Annotated in this window: 18 protein-coding genes; all 18 read right to left on the reverse strand. The window is 42.3% G+C overall.

Annotation, left to right across the window (positions count from 1 at the left end; all coding sequences use genetic code 11):
- Window positions 1-119: 119 nt before the first annotated feature.
- Entirely contained in the window at window positions 120-674 is a 555-nt protein-coding gene (locus tag FSB76_RS18905; protein ID WP_147061031.1) for a WcaF family extracellular polysaccharide biosynthesis acetyltransferase, read from the reverse strand.
- Complete coding sequence (gene xrtY, locus FSB76_RS18910; protein WP_449406750.1) at window positions 667-2,082, reverse strand: exosortase Y; 1,416 nt, start codon at window positions 2,080-2,082, stop codon at window positions 667-669. The genes FSB76_RS18905 and xrtY overlap by 8 nt, the downstream gene beginning before the upstream one ends.
- On the reverse strand, window positions 2,079-3,218 hold the full coding sequence (locus FSB76_RS18915; RefSeq protein WP_147056032.1) for an XrtY-associated glycosyltransferase XYAG1: 1,140 nt from the start codon (window positions 3,216-3,218) through the stop codon (window positions 2,079-2,081). The genes xrtY and FSB76_RS18915 overlap by 4 nt, the downstream gene beginning before the upstream one ends.
- Window positions 3,215-4,624: an exosortase Y-associated Wzy-like protein gene (locus FSB76_RS18920; protein WP_147056034.1), complete on the reverse strand. Its 1,410-nt coding sequence runs from the start codon at window positions 4,622-4,624 to the stop codon at window positions 3,215-3,217. The genes FSB76_RS18915 and FSB76_RS18920 overlap by 4 nt, the downstream gene beginning before the upstream one ends.
- Window positions 4,614-5,768, reverse strand: coding sequence for a glycosyltransferase family 4 protein (locus FSB76_RS18925; RefSeq protein WP_147056036.1), 1,155 nt, complete (start codon window positions 5,766-5,768; stop codon window positions 4,614-4,616). Before FSB76_RS18925 ends, FSB76_RS18920 begins: the two co-directional genes overlap by 11 nt.
- 1 nt (window position 5,769) lies before the next feature.
- Complete coding sequence (locus FSB76_RS18930; protein WP_147056038.1) at window positions 5,770-6,678, reverse strand: FkbM family methyltransferase; 909 nt, start codon at window positions 6,676-6,678, stop codon at window positions 5,770-5,772.
- Complete coding sequence (locus FSB76_RS18935) at window positions 6,650-7,930, reverse strand: glycosyltransferase family protein (protein ID WP_225976247.1); 1,281 nt, start codon at window positions 7,928-7,930, stop codon at window positions 6,650-6,652. The genes FSB76_RS18930 and FSB76_RS18935 overlap by 29 nt, the downstream gene beginning before the upstream one ends.
- A 660-nt stretch (window positions 7,931-8,590) precedes the next feature.
- Window positions 8,591-9,556, reverse strand: coding sequence for a hypothetical protein (locus FSB76_RS18940; RefSeq protein WP_147056040.1), 966 nt, complete (start codon window positions 9,554-9,556; stop codon window positions 8,591-8,593).
- The gene (locus tag FSB76_RS18945; protein WP_147056042.1) at window positions 9,546-10,757 is read right to left on the reverse strand and encodes a glycosyltransferase family protein; all 1,212 of its coding nucleotides are present in this window, start codon (window positions 10,755-10,757) and stop codon (window positions 9,546-9,548) included. Before FSB76_RS18945 ends, FSB76_RS18940 begins: the two co-directional genes overlap by 11 nt.
- 132 nt (window positions 10,758-10,889) lie before the next feature.
- Window positions 10,890-12,038, reverse strand: a complete 1,149-nt coding sequence (locus FSB76_RS18950) for a glycosyltransferase family protein (RefSeq protein WP_147056044.1) — start codon at window positions 12,036-12,038, stop codon at window positions 10,890-10,892.
- Window positions 12,039-12,995 (reverse strand): glycosyltransferase family 2 protein, encoded by a 957-nt coding sequence (locus FSB76_RS18955; RefSeq protein ID WP_147056046.1) that lies wholly within the window; start codon window positions 12,993-12,995, stop codon window positions 12,039-12,041.
- A 1-nt stretch (window position 12,996) separates the two neighbouring features.
- Window positions 12,997-13,797, reverse strand: coding sequence for a glycosyltransferase (locus FSB76_RS18960; RefSeq protein ID WP_147056048.1), 801 nt, complete (start codon window positions 13,795-13,797; stop codon window positions 12,997-12,999).
- Window positions 13,782-14,699 (reverse strand): glycosyl transferase, encoded by a 918-nt coding sequence (locus FSB76_RS18965; RefSeq protein WP_147056050.1) that lies wholly within the window; start codon window positions 14,697-14,699, stop codon window positions 13,782-13,784. The genes FSB76_RS18960 and FSB76_RS18965 overlap by 16 nt, the downstream gene beginning before the upstream one ends.
- Window positions 14,700-14,737: 38 nt before the next feature.
- Window positions 14,738-15,649, reverse strand: a complete 912-nt coding sequence (locus FSB76_RS18970) for a glycosyltransferase (protein ID WP_147056052.1) — start codon at window positions 15,647-15,649, stop codon at window positions 14,738-14,740.
- A complete protein-coding gene (locus tag FSB76_RS32850; RefSeq protein ID WP_147056054.1) occupies window positions 15,642-16,178 on the reverse strand; it encodes an acyltransferase in 537 nt (178 codons plus the stop codon). The genes FSB76_RS18970 and FSB76_RS32850 overlap by 8 nt, the downstream gene beginning before the upstream one ends.
- A complete protein-coding gene (locus FSB76_RS18980) occupies window positions 16,166-17,317 on the reverse strand; it encodes a glycosyltransferase family 61 protein (RefSeq protein WP_147056057.1) in 1,152 nt (383 codons plus the stop codon). Before FSB76_RS18980 ends, FSB76_RS32850 begins: the two co-directional genes overlap by 13 nt.
- 22 nt (window positions 17,318-17,339) lie before the next feature.
- On the reverse strand, window positions 17,340-18,563 hold the full coding sequence (locus tag FSB76_RS18985) for an acyltransferase family protein (protein ID WP_147056059.1): 1,224 nt from the start codon (window positions 18,561-18,563) through the stop codon (window positions 17,340-17,342).
- On the reverse strand, window positions 18,556-19,479 hold the full coding sequence (locus tag FSB76_RS18990; RefSeq protein ID WP_147056061.1) for a glycosyltransferase: 924 nt from the start codon (window positions 19,477-19,479) through the stop codon (window positions 18,556-18,558). Before FSB76_RS18990 ends, FSB76_RS18985 begins: the two co-directional genes overlap by 8 nt.
- Between the last annotated feature and the right edge of the window lie 2 nt (window positions 19,480-19,481).

A 19,481-nucleotide genomic window follows, 5' to 3' on the forward strand; every position in this document is an offset into this window, starting at 1 on the left:
TAATTGTGTAACAACGGATAGTCTTTAGTCGAAAGTCTTAAGCTCCAAGCCAAAAAAAAGAATAAATTTAAGTTTTGACTTAAGACTTAGTACTATTGACTTAACAAGTAGTGGGTTATTCACAGGCCGATTTCGCGGTTGCGGACTTTTACTGCCGGATTGCCCTGGTAAATACAGTACGGTTCAAGGTTTTTAGTTGCCACCGAACCGCTGGTTAAAACTGAATGGCTGCCGGCCGTTACGCCAAGGTTTACCGTTGCACCGGCGCCTATCCAAACACCATCTTCCAAAATTACGCTCTGGGTCATCAGGTTAAATGATGGGGTTTTATAGTTGTGGCTGCCGGTAAGCAATATGGCCCCCTGCGATAAACATACGTTGGCACCAATGCTAATCATCACCAGGCTATCTATCCAAACGTTTTCTCCAATCCAGGTGTTGTCGCCAATTTGTAAAAACCAGGGATACTTAATATTTACGCAAGGTTTTATAGTTACTTTTTTACCTATCGTAGCGCCAAACGTCCGCAATAAAAAAACTTTGAAACGGCTTGAGGGTATAAAACTGGTTTTGAAGAAAGCAGCATTCACATAAAACCATAACAGCCTTTTTAGTGCATTGCCACCCGGGTGAAAAGGGTAGTTATTATAGGTTGACAGGTCGGTTTTATGCATGTTTGTTTGGGTGCTCATCATTTTGTTTGACCCAAAAATACAGGCTTATCATAATAATAGTGTACAAAATGATATTAAATATGGTATGGTGGTCAACTATACGGCTTGCATCTTTATTCCAGAACAAAGCCAGCAGTACAAAACGCAGAATGTTTAAAAGTTGGATCACCAAAATCCCCGAAGTTAAAAAGATCAATTTTTGATTAGTTTTTTTAGGATAAGCTATTACAAAAGCCGCAAAAAAGCTCATCAGCCCAAGGCCAAGGCATGAGTACACCAGGATAATAGCCCCTTTGCCTGCAACCAGCAATTCGGTACCATTATGAATGGCCGAAAAACCAAGCCCGTTAAGTACCTGTGTGCTTATACTCAATAATAACCAACGCAGGCCTTGTATATAATTTAAATGATTAGCCAAAAACGGGTAATAATGGCTGCCCGGATTAGTTATCCCAAAAAATAGAATATTAAAATAATAGAACAGCAGGAACAAAAACAGGAACCTGAATACAAATTTACCGGGTGAGATTCGACCGGTGTTTACCAGTATACCCGGCTGTTTGTTTTTCAGGATCTCGTCAATTTTAACATCAACGATGAGCCTGAACCAGAAACCCTGTAAAAAATGAAATATGACGCCTATACGCCCCTCTAATATGCCCAATTGGAATATCATGCGGTAAGTAAAGTAAAGCAACGGCCTTACGTAGCGGGGCAATTGCCACCACAATTGCTTAAGCCAGGCCGTACGCTCATCGGGCGAGCCAAACAAGGATGGCTTAAGGGTTTGTTGCCGCATTTTTTGCATGCGTTCCACCTCTTCCTGTGCCAGTAAATCGCTGTAGCGGTTATGTTTGGCTATCCAGAAGCTGATGTTGTTTTCTTTCAGGTTTTCCTCCAATATATGGCCATCTTTCCAAACAACAGTTTTACCGGGTACGATGAAGCGGTGGTCCATATTTTCATTCAGATCGGAGTAACCAACACCGAAGCGGATCATTTTAAGCAGGTAAAAAGGGTAATACCCGCCATGCTTTATCCAGCTGCCTTTGAAAAAATTTTTTCGGTTAAAGTAAATGCCGTCAATGTCCTGGTAGTCCTGGTCTTTGAAGTTTGCCAGCTTCTCTCTCAGTTCGGGCGTAATTACCTGGTCGGCATCTAAACAAACAACCCAGGGCGTTTTGATATCGAAATTTTTTAGTGCGAAGTCCCACTGTTTAGGATGGTTTTCGAAAGCGTGCTGCAAAATAGAAGCACCTGCTTTTTGTGCTATCAAGATCGTATCATCATCACTGCCCGAATCTAAAATAAAAACGGGAGCATTTAACCCGGCTATTGATTCCAGCAGGCGGGGCAGGTGCTGCTCTTCGTTATAGGTAAGAATAATAAATGAATACGGCGGCATCAATGTTTTTTGGCGATTTTAGTATAAAAACCTATATATTTTTCGACCAGGCTATCGGTGCTGAAATCCGAATCAATTATACCAGGCGCCTGACGACTGATGCGTTCCATTTCAAGAGGAAGGACTGCTAACTGGTCAATCATTTCTGCAACAGATACAGCGCTTGTTTCGCATAGCCAGCCAAGTTTATTTTTATCAACATAATCTGCAAGGCCAACTTGTTTGCTAATGAGTACCGGTGTACCAACGCTCAGGCTTTCAATTACCGCGTTGCCAAAGTTTTCATCATAGGATGGTAATACAAAAAGATGGTGTTTTTGCAGTACCTCAAATTTCTTCTCATTAATAAAGCCAGCCCAGGTTATTTTATTGCTAACGCCATTATCGGCAGCTAATTGCTTCAAGCTATCAACATAGTCCTGGCCACCGCTACCTGCGATGGTGAGATGATATTTTGCTTGGATTAATGGTAAAGCATTGATCAGTAAATCGAGCCCTTTTTTTTCTTCTATCCTTGAAAAAAATAGCAGCTTAATTGGGGCGGCAACTGGGTTTTTCGTGGCCGGCCTGTCAACCGGGAGCTTTACAAAATTAGGTATGGTAGTTGAGCTTTTAGGCGTGATAATGCTACCGACGGCTTCACTTTCCCGTAGCGAAGTTGCGTGGATATGGCAGCGTTTTAAAACCGGTTTGCTCAGTAAGTTATGGATGAGTAATTTAATAAACCTGTTTTTATTTTGAAAAGAATAGGGGCTTAATGTCCCCCTCGGCGATACTACTACAGGCACACCACGCATAACGGCTATAAAGCAGGATAATACCGAAACCAGGTTCCACCAGGCGTGGACATGTACAGCATCATAAGTTTTAACATTCCTCCAAACGGCTGTTAATAATGCCGGCGACAGGTGGCTATGGTCTTTTGTAATGCGTTTAAAATAGATAACGCTTACGCCATCAATCGTTACGGTTTGATTTGGCGTTACATCAAGTTCGGAAACACCGTTGGCAGTGGTGGCAAATACACTCACTTTGCAGCCTGCATTTGCCAGTTGCTCGCAAAGCATGGCTACTGACATGGTTGGCCCGCCATAAATGTAAGCCGGTTTGTATGCTGCCGAAATTTGTAGAATCCTCAAATCTCTTTTAATATATTAGATACCGTGAGTATTTTATGAATCACCAGCATACTTACGTAGCTCCAGAACACGGTATTGATGAGAAATTCGAAACTAAGGCCCCGCCACATAATCTGGAACAGTCCGCTAAACACAAGGGCGGTGCCCAAAATATATCCTCCAAAAAGCTTTTCGGCTTTTACCGAGATAATTTGTGCTACGGCGCCATAAACAAGCATAATAACAAATACCCCCAGGCCTCCAAAGCTCAGGTAAGCATCTACAATAAAAGCCGGTTTGGCCGATACGCTTGAAGCTCTGTTAACTACGCCTGCATCGTAAACCCGCTCCATAATCAAATCTTCGGTGCTGGGTTTATCAGGCCAAAAAATTCTGGGTATGATAGCCATGCCCGATTGCTCGAGCAACTTTGTGCCGTAAAAATCAACGTTTTTTGGGGTTGATTGGGTGAATTTGATAAACATATCAATCTCGCTAAGCCGGTAGGCCAAAAAGCCCCAGTTTGAGTCGTCGCCATCGCCGGGATCGCTGCTTAATGCCGCATCAAGCGCCAGTTGAGTTGCCTCATCTGCCGAGGCATCGCCCGACCATGCGTTTTGCCTGAAAATGCGATTATACGTTGGTAAAAACATAAATAAAAGCAGCAGGGCAGGGATGAAGATGCCGGCTACCAACTTTTTGTAATTGGGATACAGGAAAACCCCCAACACCAGCACACTGATGATAATGGGTTCCTTAAACCCCGAAGTTAAGGCGGTATAAAAGTTAAAAAAGTAAAAGGCAATGCAAATAAGTGTATTGCCAATTTTTTTAAGCGGGATAGCAAAGGCAAGCGCCAGCGTACCGGCAATAAAACTTAGCGAACTAAACTGGTTGGCAAATTGCGATAATCCCGGAATACGAATAAAAAATATAGACGCCGGGAAGCTGACAACAGCAAACATCATAAGCAAATTTGCCAGTTTATCTTTTGGCATATAGTATTTTGATTTGGTATCATAACTCATAAAAATCAAAATACCCGATACAAAAGCCGCATGCCCCAGGCAATAGTAGCGTTGGCACTGCGCCGTGTACAGCAAACGGTCTCTGTCAACAAGCGTTGTGCTTACCTTTTCAAAATTCTGATAGCCCAGCACATCCATAAAGTAAAATATGGAGGTACAGGCCATGTACCCGGCAAAAATTATCTGCACCAAAAAAATCGGGCGCATCAATTGTTCGGCTATGGTGAGGTCATCTGGTATCGGCTTAACCCAGCCAGTTAAAGTCAGCAAAAATATAAGGAATGATCCGAGCCAGGCTATCATATAGGATAGCTGAGGGTCGCTGCTTAATAAAGCAGCCAATGCCCAGGGTATATATAATACAATAATACGCTCTAACGGTGCCTGCTTAGTTTGCATGGGTATTATTGATTACGCTTAACATGGCATCGGCCTGTTTACTAAAACTCCAATTGGTTATTTCCGCTGCTGCGTTGTGGCCTAAAATTGTAAGCCTGTTTTTATCTTCCACAAGCCAACACAGTTTTTTTGTGAGGGATGATATATCTCCCGTTTCAAATACCTCGCCGGTAACGCCAGGGTTTACCAGGTCGGCAGCGCAACCGCATTTATCAGATACTAATACCGGTTTACCGGCCGCCATAGCCTCATTTACGGCAAGCCCCCAGGTTTCACCCGGCCCTTGCGAAGGCAGGCAAAACAAGTTGCAGGCCTGGTATAAAGCCGGCATTGCCAATTGATTTTGAAAGCTTATAAAATGAATATGATTGTTTTTACCAGCGGCTGTTTTTAAAGCACCCTCCAGAATACCGTTACCAACAAATAATAAATGCGTATTTGGCATGTTCAAAGTTAAAAAAGCATTCAGCAATAAAAGCGGCGATTTTTTTTCTTCGAATTTACCGGCAAACAATATTAAAACATCACCTGGCTTAATCCCCAAACCCGACCTGATTTTGGAAGCTTCTTCGGTTCTTTCGGCGGCAAATCTATCGTTATCTATGGCGTGTGGCGCAAAGCTAAGCTGCCGGCCTTTCAACCCATATTTTTTAAAGTAAGCGCAATTATTGCTGCCTACATATAAAGCATGATCAACATGGCTGTAAACCCATCTCAAAAAAAACGATCGTAATAATTGCTTAGCGCCGGTTTTAACATCTAACAATGTAGAGTCGCCACGAAAATAAACCGGTATTTTGTTTTTAAAATGCCTGATGGCCTTTAAATGGCTATCATATGCCCAGCCGTAAACCAATATAGCATCAGCCTGCCATGCTTCTATTTGATTGGTAAGGCCCGGATTGATTATCCCTTTAAAATGATGCGACCCCGGATCAGGAGCTGTGTTTTTAACCCAATCATAGTCATATCCCTCCAGTAGCGGGATATCCCAGGTAACGGTTTTGCCAAAGCCCGGATCAAATTTTTGTTGCGCCCCATCGCCCCAGGTATAAAACACTTTAAGGTCTATTCGCCCGGCCAGTAATTTGAATATCGGGGCATAGTATTGGATGGGATGGGTGGTAATGACGGCTAAGCGCATCTTAAATAATTTCGCCCATAATTTTAAATCCTTTGGACGCTTTTACACACGATTTTATAAATGCTTCGTCGCGACAATAAATGGTATTATAGCTGCCAAATAAATCCATCAGCTGTAGCTCCCGTTTAAAAGGATCATATTGATATGGCTTAAAACCTACTGACAAAAGTGTTTGGTGAATATCGGCTTCATTAAAGCCATAGCGTAAACCACTGCCATTTAATTCAATAATGATGGCTTTAAGTATGGGCAGCTTTAGGGTGCCGGTCATCCCTTTTAGTACTTCGGTTTCAAAGCCCTCCACATCAATTTTTATAAGGGCGGGTTTATCATTAAGGATCAGGGAATCAATACTGATTACATTTACCGTTTCCGCATCCATGTTCGCACTTTCGCCGTGGCTTATAATGTGGTTGGTTGTATCCTCGTTTTTTGAGAAGCTTAATGTGCCCGCTGTTGCGCCTGCTGCAGCGTTTATTAAAGTAACTTTATCTTCCAGTTTATTCAGGCTGATATTTTTGGCGGTGATGGCTGCAGTATTTGCCGAGGCTTCAATAGCAATAGTTTTAGCTTTACAAACACCCGAAGCCAATAAAGTATATGAACCGGCGTTGGCGCCAATATCAAAAAAAACATCGCCGGGTTGTAAAAAATGCAACAGAAACGCCATGTCGTCAAACTCGTGCAGGCCGGTATAAATATTGCCTGTAATACCTGTAAGGCCCTTGCGTGCATAAAAATTGATACCGGCAATATAGGGTTTCACTATAAATTTTGCAGGTTGCATGCTGCTTTGAAGCTGCCATGCTAAAAAACGGATAAAGGCTTTAAACGGATGCCTTTTACCTAAAGGATGGTTTAATATAAAACCAAGTGTTCTTTTAATTTTCCCCACCGGTAATGCTGTCAAAAAGTTTGCATTGGTTTATAGTCATTTGCCTTGCCGAATATTTATTTACGGCTTCGGAGTGATATTGGGGCGGCTCCGTGCTGCCGTTGATAAGGGAAGATAAAAATGTGCTGATGTTGGCATTGGTAACAGTTTCATAATCATATACCTGTTTAACGCCATATTCCTTCATAATGTTTATTACAGAGCTTGCCTTGTTAAAGATAGCTAACAATGGCTTTGGGGTAAGTAAATACGGATAAATTTTTGAAGCCGTGTATTTAGGATCATCCGAGCCCGGAATAAATAATGCATCGGCCTGTTGCAGGGTTATTAATGTATGATAGTAACTTATCCTATCGGTAATTTCAATTACGCTTTCTTCAACACCCATTTGCCGGGCAAGCGGCAAAATGCTCGGCTTACCCTGGCCGTTGGCTGCATAACTTGTGCCTATAAAATAAAACCGCAATGATTTTAAAGCTTCGTTACCTTCATTCAATGCTGCTCTCAGGGAATTAAACAGTGGAGTAACGGCTCGGTGCATGTCGGCACCGCCCCGACCGATATACACTATATTGGTGTATTTAGAATCGAGCAGATTGGGAAAAGTATTTTTGTTCTGTTCGGCTATCTGCATATCCGGTTCAAATGCGCCGAAGGTGATGGTTACTGCCGGAATGTTTTTAATTGCCGGGTAGCGGTTTTTCAGGTCGCTGATATAATTATCGGATACGCTTACCAGGCCATCCACACTGTTCATTGCAATGGGTTCAAGGTATTTGTTTAGCCGATAAGAGAACCAGTATTTGGGAGGCCTTTGTGCTTTGGGTTTATTCTCATAATAGTTAGAAAACCAGGGGTCCTGCATGTCTATTACGTAAGGGATACCATTCCGTTTTTTAAAATAAGCGCCGAGGATACAAACCGGGAATTGGGTGGTTGAAAAATAGATCAGATCGTAAGCATGTGTTTTTAAAAGCTCGTTTATTTTTTGCCTGTAAAACCACAACGAGCGCAGAGCAATACTGCCCAGCCCCAGTTTAGATGTGATGCTTTTTTTTAACGCCTTAACCTTATGAACCTTTACCTGAACGGGGATACTTTGCAAAAGTAATTCATCCATAGGCAGGTCGGCGTATTGTTCATCTACCATTATTACTTCGGCATGCCAGCCGTTAGCGGCAAAGTAGGGCAGGCTCATGCGGATGCGCTGCATATCGGCACCGTTTACCGGCGGGAAATAGGGAGATACGATAAGCAGTTTTTTCACAGGATTATTTTATAGCCCTTTTATACATAGCAATCGCGTTTGAAAATTGGTCCTATGTCGGATTGTATGGGTAACACAGATGCCGTTGCTGATTAGTTTCTAAAGATATATTTTGTTGACACATTGGTGCTTGTTCGACACAAATTAGAGGCGTAGCCTCGGCCAATTTTGCAGCCACGGGTTTTAACCCGTGGAAAAAACGAAGAAAACGATTGAGAGCCGTAGGTTCGATCCATATTATCAATGCATATATATCGTTTGAACGAAATGAAATACCTGGATTTACCCCAAATATGGTTCGTGCCGATGGCACTCTTGTTGTCCTTTGGCCAATCATCCACGGGTTGAAACCCGTGGCTACAATATGTGTCGGGCCGATGGCCCTTAGGAACAGTTGTGTAAAAGCTAATTGAAATCGTACAATCCACAGGGGAATCGCTTTTAAAAACTTGATGTAGAAAGGTAACCCCTACGGGGCAGAAAATACATCGGAGCTTTTGTTCTACAAATTGGTAGCCTCTACGAGGCAAGCGCCTTGATTAGCATAGTACTATGCCTCGTAGAGGCTACCAATTTGAAGCAATATTTATCTGAATTTTCTTGTTCCCTTATGGGGCTACCTATTTCCACATTCAAAGCTATTACATGACGTGAAAAATTTTAAACACGATTTCCCAGCCTTTTCCACCAGCGATTGTTGCTGATTTTTTCGCGCGCTGCCGACCAATCACAAACCTCATCAATAATATCGTAAAAACCCTGCTGCTTTTCGGGTAGGTTATTGTCCGCTATTTTTTTAATCAGTTGTGGCAACCCATCATAAAAAGCTTTGGTACGATAGGGCGGATGTAACGACCATAACCCTTTACCGCTACCTAAAAAATCAATCCTTTTTAATCGATGGCTGTCCATGTAGGCAGATATCAGGTGCTCGGGTAAATCGGCATTGGCATTGCCTTCAATTATTGCTTTCAACTGGCCCCGTAGTGGTGGTTTGGTTAATATAAGCTTACCGGTTTTTAACCGGCTTTTATCAATCATAAAAATCCTGGTGCTCATACCTGCCAGTTGCCAGGTATAAGGGGCAATTTTATTAATTACCTGTTGCCCGGTTAAAGTATCCATACTATTGGGCGGGCCTGGCAAAGGCGCTGTAACAAAACAAACTGTATCAGTTTCAAAAAAATGTACTGCTTCGGCAATCCATTCCTCGCTTCCGCCACCTAAAAACATGTCGGAATCTAAATGGAAAACGAGGTTATTGGCAGCTGAATAAATTCCGAAAAAATAAGCATAAAAAGGACCACCCCTGAAGTCTTTCTCCGGCATATCATTTTTGCCGAAAAAGTAGTCTGCAACTTTTTGTTTGGTTGCAGGTGAATAATCAACCGGGACAATTTTAACGTTGTAGCTGTTTTCAATTTCTGACGAGAGGAATCGGTTTAGCAACTCTTTATTTTCTTCCCACCCTTCGGCAAAACGGCCTTTGCTTGGCCGGGTATCAACCGTTAATATAATTTCATCTACCTGCGTACTTAAAATAGTTAACTGGTGTTTAAGTATATACCTGGCATGCGGATAATCGCCGGGTGCCAGGTTTATTTGCAGACTTACCTTATTTTTCAAGAGCGTTGTTGACTAATTGAAGCAATTTTTTCGACTCATTTTCCCAGTTGTAAAACGCCGCCGCCTCAATGGCCTGTTGTTGGGCTAATTGTAAGCTGCCAGGATCGTTAAGCCACTTATCCAGTTCGCTTATCTGTTCCGGAGATGGCTGTTGCGGTAATTTGAAACCGGGTTTAAACTTGTCAAAGGCTTCATTCTGACCCTCTGTTTCGCTGGCGATAACAGGCAGGCCTGATTGGATATATTGGAAAAATTTATTGGTAATGGTATAATTGCGGCTTGGGGGCGTGCCCAGTTCCATAGCCAGGCCAATATCAAAGCCGGCTATTTTTGCGGCCAATTGATTTTCGCCAACAAGGGAATGAAAATATAGCCCGTGCTGGGTGGGCATTAGGGTGACGAGTATTTCGCGATAGGCTGTAGTTATATTGCCCAAAAGGTGTAGTTCAACGCCTGTTTTTACCGAGTTCAATAGGTTCATAAATTGTTCGATTCCCCTGCCCGGGCCAATGGTTTGCGAAAACCAGAATAACTTCAGCGGCTTTTTAATCGCTTTTGTTTTATTTGGAATAATGCCAGGCGATGGGAAAACATTATAGATAGCCTTTGGTTGAGGGCACAAATATACCTGTGCTAACTGTTTAGCCAGGGCATTTGATGTTGTAATGCAATAGGTGCCTTTATTTAAAGCGATAGCCTCTATGTGCCTAAGTAAGTTAATTGGTCTCTCTGCCCGGGCTTCGGGCAGCAGGTCCTCCGAGTACCAGTCTTCAAAATCAAACGCTACTTCATAACCTTCATTTAACAGCCTGGTACCTATGTACGTAGCCAGTTCCTGGTGGCAGATGTATAAATCGGCTTTTACAGCTTTCGCTTTACTATGATAGCGCATAGCACCATAACCAAGTGCCAGGCTGCTCTCTATTTTAAAATTGCGAGCAAGCAGGCGGCCAATTTTATTTAAAAACTTATCTGTAAATGAATTAAAGCTTGATGCCGAGAGGTTTGATATTGCCTGTAACTTAATACCTGGCGAGGCGCTTATAGCCAACAGGTCTTGCTGGTAAAGATCGTTTGAAATGATGTTTGTTAAAATAGTAACATCATAACCTGCTGTAACTAAAGTGGTGGCCTCTTTTAAAACCCTGGGGTTTCGGCAAAGGTGCGATTGTGTGATGATGCAGACTTTTTTAATCAACATTTAAAGACAAAAATCAAGAGTTCAGAATCAAGAAGGAAAAAATTATTCGAATTTGAGAAATCATAAGAAGGAAACAGCCCCTTAACCTTTGCTGCCCTTATCTTAATTTTTGACTCTTGATTCTTGACTCTCTCAAAACAGCCGGGTTTTTATGAGTTGTAATGATTGCGGTATGGAGTGGGTGTCAAGCGCCCGTTGCTGTCCTTTTATCCTCAATTCTTTACGCTTGTTTTTTGATGCCATGAGTTCCCTGCATTTGTAAACCAGTTCATCGGCATTGGTATAAGTTTCAATATCGGTGCCCAAATCATATAGTTGAGAGAGCCCGGCGGTATATTCCGTTAGATAGCAGGCACCAAGCATGGGCGCTTCCAGATCACGAAGCCGGCTATACGTTACAAGGTTTTTACTAAATGTAGGCACCCGGTTGATGCCAAGTGTTATAACGCTTTGGCGGCTAAGCCCGATGTATTCATCGAAGCCCGGTTTTTCAAATATGTTGCCCGGCGGAATATGCGCTTCAAGGGGCTTTTCATTACGTTTACGATGATACGCTACAAATCCCCTGATCCCTGCGTTGCGTAGCAGGTTGAACTGGTTTTTAATTTTGGACGATCCGTTTGGCGACGATTGTTGTACTGCAGACTCGTTTGTACCATTATTCCAGCCGTTTCCCCTGATTTGTATGGGAACGCCCCCGGCAATTGCATCTGCCAAAAGCTGCGCGCGTAAATCATCTTTTGACCCGATGAAGGAGATAATATCAGTTTCCTGCTCACTAAAATGGCGGTATTTAGGATCAACCCACATCGGCATAGGCAAATTAATGTGCGGAACCCCGGTTTTTTGATAAAGGTGCAGGGCCTCAAATTCAGGTACCCATACCAGGTCGAAAACCTTAAATTGGCGCGGTAGTTTGATAAACGAACGTACGTTATCGCAATAAAAATTAACGCATGGCACGCCCATCGCCTTAATTTGCTTTATTGCTTCGGCATCTATTTGTTTGGGGTATAAATAACATAAAAAAACATCTATTTGCCCTCGGTTCGCTTTAATGTGGTTTATGGTTTTTTCCCATGCCTGCTGTTTCCATTGTTGCAAGGCTGGATCGTTTTCATAAGGTACCAGGCCGGCAGCCCAGTCGAGGCCTGGTATTTCGGTCCATTGCATTCCTGCTTCCTCTATACCATTTTTGATATAATATGTCCAGAAACGGTATGCAGGTATGGCATGTGGCTGGCCGCCGTTATCCTGTAAAAATGAAAGAAGGATTTTCAATTAATGGATGTTAAATGCTTGTTTAAAACGTTTGGTAGCTTTCCAGCCTATCAAAGCTGTGATTATTTTGGTTATACCGCCTGCCATGAATTTTAGTGTAGAACCTCCAAGCTCGTTTACCCGTTTTTGCGCTTCTTTGGCCAGTTGAGAATGCTTAGGGTAAGCAATGTATACGTAATGCTGCCAGGTATTGGCGCAGGCCAGTTTAGCCCCGGCACTTGCTTTTACGGCCAGCAGGTTTTTGGTGGCTTTATCAATAGCCATGAATGCTGATTGCATGGCTTCCTGTTGTTTACGATCAGATAAACTGCCGCTATTGCCCGACCGGTAGTATAATATAGAATTGGGATCGAATACTACCAATTTGCATTTCAGGATTACCCTGGTAAAAAAATCAAGGTCGTCAATTAAGGTAAGCTGTTCGTCCCACAGGCCGGCGTTTTCGATGATTTGCTTTGGTAATAAAAAAATGCCCGATTGTGTCATCGAATGGCCGTTTTTCCATGACGAGCAGATCCAATCATATGCGGGCAGCGTTTGCCAGCAATCTTCGGGGCTTAATTTAAAAGTATCCAGGTTATTATCGTAAAATCTGCCCCATTTGGCAGAAATTATACAATCCGGGTTTTCAACAGCAAGCTTAACCTGGCTTTCAAGCATTTGGGGATTGATGATATCATCACCATCTAAAAATTTGATATACTGACCATTTGATTTGCTGTAAGCCAAATTACGTGCCGCCGCCGCGCCGCGGTTTTGCTGATAATAAACACTGATATTTTGCTGTGGCAGGTTTTTTAATAAGCTTTTAGTATTATCGGTTGAGCCATCATCAACTACTATAATCTCGATGTTTTTGTAGGTTTGATTGATTACCGCGTTAATAGTGTCCCCGATATAGTTTTCGCCATTATAAACCGGAATGCACACAGAAACCAAGGGAGCAGCAACAGCCATTTTATTTGATACCGTGTTTACGCTTTAACTTCTCGAACAATGAATTACTGTCGTACACGCCGTTTTTGTCGAGCTTTCCTGTATTCCATATTTCGTTCCAAAAATGAACGGTGTATGAATGGGGGCCAATTTTCCGGCCGGGCATTGTATTGGGCTTCAAAACGGGTCTGATGAATTCCTTAATCCTGTCGGCTTTGTTCATCTTGCCCAAAATAAGTGTACTTACGTTTTTCCAGGCAATAGGGTTAAAATAACTATACGGCAGTACATACTTTTCCAGTTGTAGTTCCTTTACCACCTTTTGAAATAAAAACGGACCGGCCATCCCGAACGGCATTGTTTTAAGATCTATCAACGCAATCTGGTCAAGGCAGTATTGAATAAATTCGCTATCCTTCGGGGCCTTAAAAACGCAATTGTTTACCAGCTGATCGTATTCGCCCTCAAAGCTTGAGCAAAAAACGGTATCGGCTTCAAAATCGAATTTTTTGAGGCAAATGATATCCATATCAACCCACCAGCCCCCGTTTTTTTGAACCATTAACAAACGGAACAGATCGGCGAAGCCTGATACCGAGCCGGCGCCCCAGCCGCTTTTATATTTAAAAATAGCGTCTTCGCCAATAATACTTCTTGCGTCAAGTATAATGGTGCCTTTGGGTGCATTGGTTATTTCTTCATAGGCGTATAGGTGAAAATTGTGCCCATGATCGATAAACGATTGGATGCATAATTGTTCAACCTTTGATAATTGGCCGCCTATCCATAGGGATTGGATATTTTTATTTATATCGCTTTCCATGCTTTTTTAAAGTATCCTTCTTTTGATAAATCTACGTAATGATGAAGTGTCCCAATATGATGGTCAATCTTGTTCGTATCCGGATTAACAATATATTCGTCCGCCGGTAAAACCACTGCATCAACATTGGCTAATAACATAGCTGTTAAAGCTTGTTCAAGGTAATATGAACTGCTTTCTTTTTCTTCCAAGCCCTTTGTCCAGCTTTCTAAATTGTCCCAATTTATCGCGCTGCTATTGAGCCCAATGGCGCCGACGTTTAGCAGGACGGGGATTTTGTTTTTACAAAGCTGTTCCATCAATTGCCTGCTATAGCCGTACGATTCCTGGCAATCCTGCATATATATTGGCTTCTCGGGCTCTTTTAACCAATTAATTAAGGCAATAGGATTGTCCCAAAACATCATATCCGAATCTAAAACGAGTTTCCAGCTATTGCCAGGAATGGTGTGAACATCTGTCAGTTTTTTAATATGCGGATAAACCTGGCGTTTGTGGTGTAAAACCGGGTATTGGTGTTTTGGCAATATTTTGTTAAGGTTTTCATCTATCATTTGCCTGTTCACTATACCGGCACCGGGCAATTGTGTATTTATGTGTTTAATTAACTGTTCGTCAAAGCTGCCGTCATCAACCAATATAAATTTAAAAGGAGTTTGGCTGACTTTTATTAATGACCGGATGCAAAACAGTGTTTGGTACAAGTACTTTTTCCCGGTTAAAAAGTAAACCTCCAGGCCATCCGCTGCCGATTGAACAGGAGGCAAATGAGAAGATGCCTGCTGCATCAGTTTTTGCCCCTGCAACATTCTGCGGTAATTAAAATATCCCCCAAAACGGTTAAAGTGATTTAGCCGGGCTTTAGGGTAACGATATAAAACGTTAATTACAGACTGTAGCACCTATAAATATTGATTTAAAATAGATAAATGACAGCTTTTCATTGTTTGGCCAAACCATCAAAAGTGCCGCAGGCGCCTTGCCACCTGATGTAGTTTACATTATTTTTCCAGGCCATGTAAGTAAACCAGGCTTTTACCTTACGCGGCAAAACTGTCCATCCTGCAATTTGCGGCCATGGGTTTATCCCGTGGCTTTGCAGCAGCCGAACCCACGAGTTACTGCTGTTGTTGATTAACCGGGCCATGTAGCCGGCCTCCATTCTTTGAGCCGGGATGATATGGTGCAATACCAGGTTGGGCAAATAGGCCACATGCCAGCCTGCTTTCAGTATTTCTAAAACAATATCATTATCACCACCCGAGCTAAGGGAATCGCCTTTTCTATCGGTGATAACATTTTTTTGTGTTTCAATTTTTTTGATGTAGGTGTTCAGTGCTGCTTTCCTGATAGCTATTCCTGCGCCAATGGGTGCGCAAGCCGGGTATTTATGATCCCACGAAGCAGCTAACACCTCGTCGCCAAGATCGCGTAAAGCAAGGCTTGAATAAAACTCCGGCAACCAGGCCGGCGGGTTGCCTTCAAACACAGGAAGTGATTTACCACCTATGGCACCAAGTTTGGGTTGCTCCTGGAATGTATTTAATGCGTTTTGCAGGTAATCCTCTTGCAATATATTGTCGTCGTCAACCAATATCAAAACTTGCCCCTGGGCTTCTTTAAAGCCCTTTAACCGGGCGTAGGTTAGTCCTTGCGCTGTTTCCTTAACAATTTTATAATTAGGGTGCCATCCAAGGTCTGCATTAATGAGATAGCTGGAGTTATTATCAACTATTATTAATTCCCACCCCTGCAATGGAAGGCTTTGCTTTTGTAAACCTGCTAAAGTTTTGGCAAGCCGGGTTTCGTTGGGGTTATAAGTGGGGATAATAACACTTAACATATCAGCCATTCCTGTAACTAACTATTTTTGCAGGCACACCCATTGCTATAGCATAGGGCGGCAGGTTTTTGGTAACCACCGAGCCGGCTCCAACAACGCAGCCATCGCCAATGGTAACACCGCCTAAAACTTTTACCCCGGCACCTATCCAAACGTCGTTGCCAATTTTAACAGGCAGCAAAATATCGCCCTGCGAACGGATTAAAGTGTCCTTATCGGGAATGGTATGGTTGGCACTAACAATACACGTATGCATTGCAATCAAGGTGTTTTCGCCTATTTCGACCCCGCCATGGCCATAAATACATACATACTCGCCTAAAAATGTGTTTTTGCGTATGTTGACGATCCCGCCGTATGCCTTGATAATTACGCCACGCGATAATTCACATTGCCGGGCAATGGAAATATCCCCCTTTTGCCCGTTCAAAAAGCCCCGTGACAAAAATGTATTTGATTTTATAATTACAGGTTGATGAATAGTTATCCCCAATAACCTAAAGAACATAACATACAGGCTACTTATTAATTTTGACATACAAAATCATTCAATAATGTTTTCAAAAAGGCAAGGCCCTGTTTATCGTCGTTTTCATCTTCAAAATTAAGCCAGGCTACATGATGTTTCAGCTGGCATACCGACGACAGCCTGTGAAAGCAAGGTTTAAAAGACATTCCCCCGGGGTATAACTCTAAAATATGTGTGCCCTTTTTACACAGATAAATATTACTTAAACCTGCACCATGAGGTGCAATAATGTGTGTGGCAGACTGCATTTTTTCGATGGTTTCGATAGCGCTAAGCCCCGAAAGGTCAATAATTTCAATTGAGGGGAAGTGCTCCGGTAGTTTGTATTCCCATGCAATATCTCTTGAGCTGGCCCCTTTACGAGTGATCCAGACTGTTTTATGTGTCGTAGACTGATCTGTTGGTGCGATGTTGAACAGCGCTTTTAACGCTGCAATACTCCATGGGTTTATTTGCTGATCATTAACCAGTCGGCCGGTGAATAACAGCTGCTCGCATTCGTAATGCGGGGTGTTATCGGTCCAGATTATTTTTGAGGTATTGATGTTTGCCCTTTGCAACCACTTTAATTTCCAGTCTGTTGCCGGTCCGTTAAGCAGGATATGATCCACATATTTCATTACCGGCAGGGCAAAATGGATTTTAACTATCGATTCAAATAAAAAATGATAAAAACCACCGTCGGCTCCATTGGTAAGGCAGGAAAGGGTAGTGCCTTCAAGATATATTTTTTGGGGAAAATGGACAATATTCGTTAAAGCAGAGTCACTTAAATCAACCGTCCACTCCTTTGCCGGCTCATCAATAAAACATCTCCGCTGGCTATCGTATACCAACCCCACAGCGCACCAAACTGTACCCTTTGATATACTGTACAGGTACCGTTCGGGTTCTCTAAACACACCGTTAGTTTTAAACCTTGGCTGTTCTCCAATAATTTGCCACGGAACGGTTTGGTTGTAAGTTATAAGTGGTGAATCATAAGCTATTGGTTGGCCCGGCTCATGCAGTAAAATGCCGGTAAGCGATTCGGGACGGTCGATAGCCTCGCCCATCTTCGGGCGGTACAAATCTGTAAAACTTTTAATTTGATATGGGTTGCCGGTGAAGCATCTGATCCATATTTTTTTTAAAAGTGTTTTTATCATATGAGCCTCAAATTACTAAAAGTTATGCTTTGGCAAAGAAATACTTTTTTATACGCGGTTGTAAAACCCGTTCGGTGCCTACAGATAAAAATATGGTTATCACTGCCCAGCAAAACAAACCCGTAAAAAGTAACCAAAAACCGGATAAATACTTTTGCAGGAAAATATTCAAGAAATAAAAAACCGGGAAATGGAATGTATACAGTGCATACGAAATACGGCCTACATTGTTGAGCTTTTCAAAAAAGCTCGTAGCGAAATTAAAGGGCAGGCACACAACGGCCAAAACAAAATACAAAGTTGCATATACCCAGTCGATATTTGATAACAGGTGGTGCCTGAAATACACCAGTAAAAAAATATGAAATGCCGGAATAGCGAACGAAATAATCTTTGCTACATGGAGGTATTTTACGCTTCGGCCTGTGATAGTTACAATGATGATAAAGCAGGGTAGCAAATACAATAAATCTCCGATCTGGACATTAAAAACATAGTTGCCATGGAAATGTAAAGCCTGGATTAAAAGCTGACCGGTGCCCAAAAAATGAATCGATAAAATAATGGAGAAATAGCTGAAAAGTGAACCCCATTTTCCGCGAATTGCCGCTACCGTTTTTTTTTCCTGTTGTGAGCTAAAAAGTCCCATCATCCAAAATAGCCAACCTATCAAAACGGATTTTACAATGGTCAGTTCGGGGCCAATTGAAATAAAAATCAATATAGCTATGGAGAGTACCAGGCAAACTTTAGGCACGTTTTTGCCGCTTTTCCAAAGGCCTAAAAAAAGAATATAATAAACCACTTCATAACTAAGCGACCATAGCACTGTATTTGAACTGATAGTTTTTACCAGGAACTCCTGTGTGAAAAACAGGTGGCCTATAAGCTGCGTTACCGAAAATCCGTTGTTGGTATCAAAAGTGAATGAGATTAAAAGTGCGATCAAATAAATTGGATAAAGACGTAACGCCCTTTTTTTAAGATATGATACAACGTTGGCGAAGTTGTACTTTTCGTTAAGATGATTGATCCCCATCACATACCCCGAAATTACAAAAAAGATAAGCACTGCCTCATGCGCAAATTCAAGATGGGCGAAAAAGCTAAACCCCGGAATTTTGAATGAATGAAAAAAGTTAAACAGTAAAAAATGAGCCAACATTACAATCAATGCGCATAAGCCGCGCAGCCCCTCCAGCCTGGTATCATAAATCGCATGTGTTTTTTGATCAATATCAGCCATTTGGGCTGTTTTTAAATGCAAATTTGAGTTGTGCTATCCGTAATTTAATTCTTAACCATGCCGGCAAAATAGTGTTTAGTATTCTCCATGCCGGGCTTTTACTATCGGGGACTTTTAATCCGGATAACTCGCTTAATTTTAAGGCAGATTTCGCCGCGTCAAATTGCCGCGAAAGGATTAGCTTACTGGCTGTCAGCTGCGCCTGGCGGCCTACCATATCCCTAACTTTTTTATCTGTATACTGCTTTTGATAAGCCTGTAAAAGTCCCAATCGTGTGAGCCAGCCAGCTGTTTGATCTGCACTTGCAGAGTTTGAGTACCGGATAGAAATGGAAAGCACCTCCTCAATAACACAAAACTTTGCTCCTGCACCGGCCAGCCTTACGTGTAAATCGGCATCTTCCCAGATACGTAAACTGGTATCAAAGCCGCCAGCTGCTGTAAACTTCTCTTTCCGGTACAAACCGTTGATGCCGCCAATAGGGTGGCCGATAGTATACGAAACGGGGTTTTGTTTTATTTGTTCATCGGAGTATTTCCAGCTGAGTAGAATGGTTTTTTGATCGGTGCTGTACCAGTCAACATTGCACAAAACCACATCGGAATTGCCGGTTTGGGCCGCAGTGGCGGTTTTTGTCAGGTAATCGGGATCTAAAAGATCGTCGATATCATGAAAGTGAAACCATTGGCCTTTTGCCGCCGATGCGAGTGAATTGCGTGCGAAACCAGGGCCGCGGTTAACCTCCCCCTTAATTACGGTGCAGCCCTTTTGCTGCAATATAGCAACGGTATTATCAATGCTTGCATCGTCATAAAACAAAACCTCGTCAAAAGCTTTGTTCAATTTATTGATGTTGGCTAAAAAGCCGTCAATAAATCGTTCTGAATTATAACAGGGAACTAATAAGCTATACACTG

The sequence above is a fragment of the Mucilaginibacter ginsenosidivorax genome, from assembly GCF_007971525.1.
In the GTDB taxonomy this organism is placed as follows: Bacteria; Bacteroidota; Bacteroidia; order Sphingobacteriales; family Sphingobacteriaceae; genus Mucilaginibacter; species Mucilaginibacter ginsenosidivorax.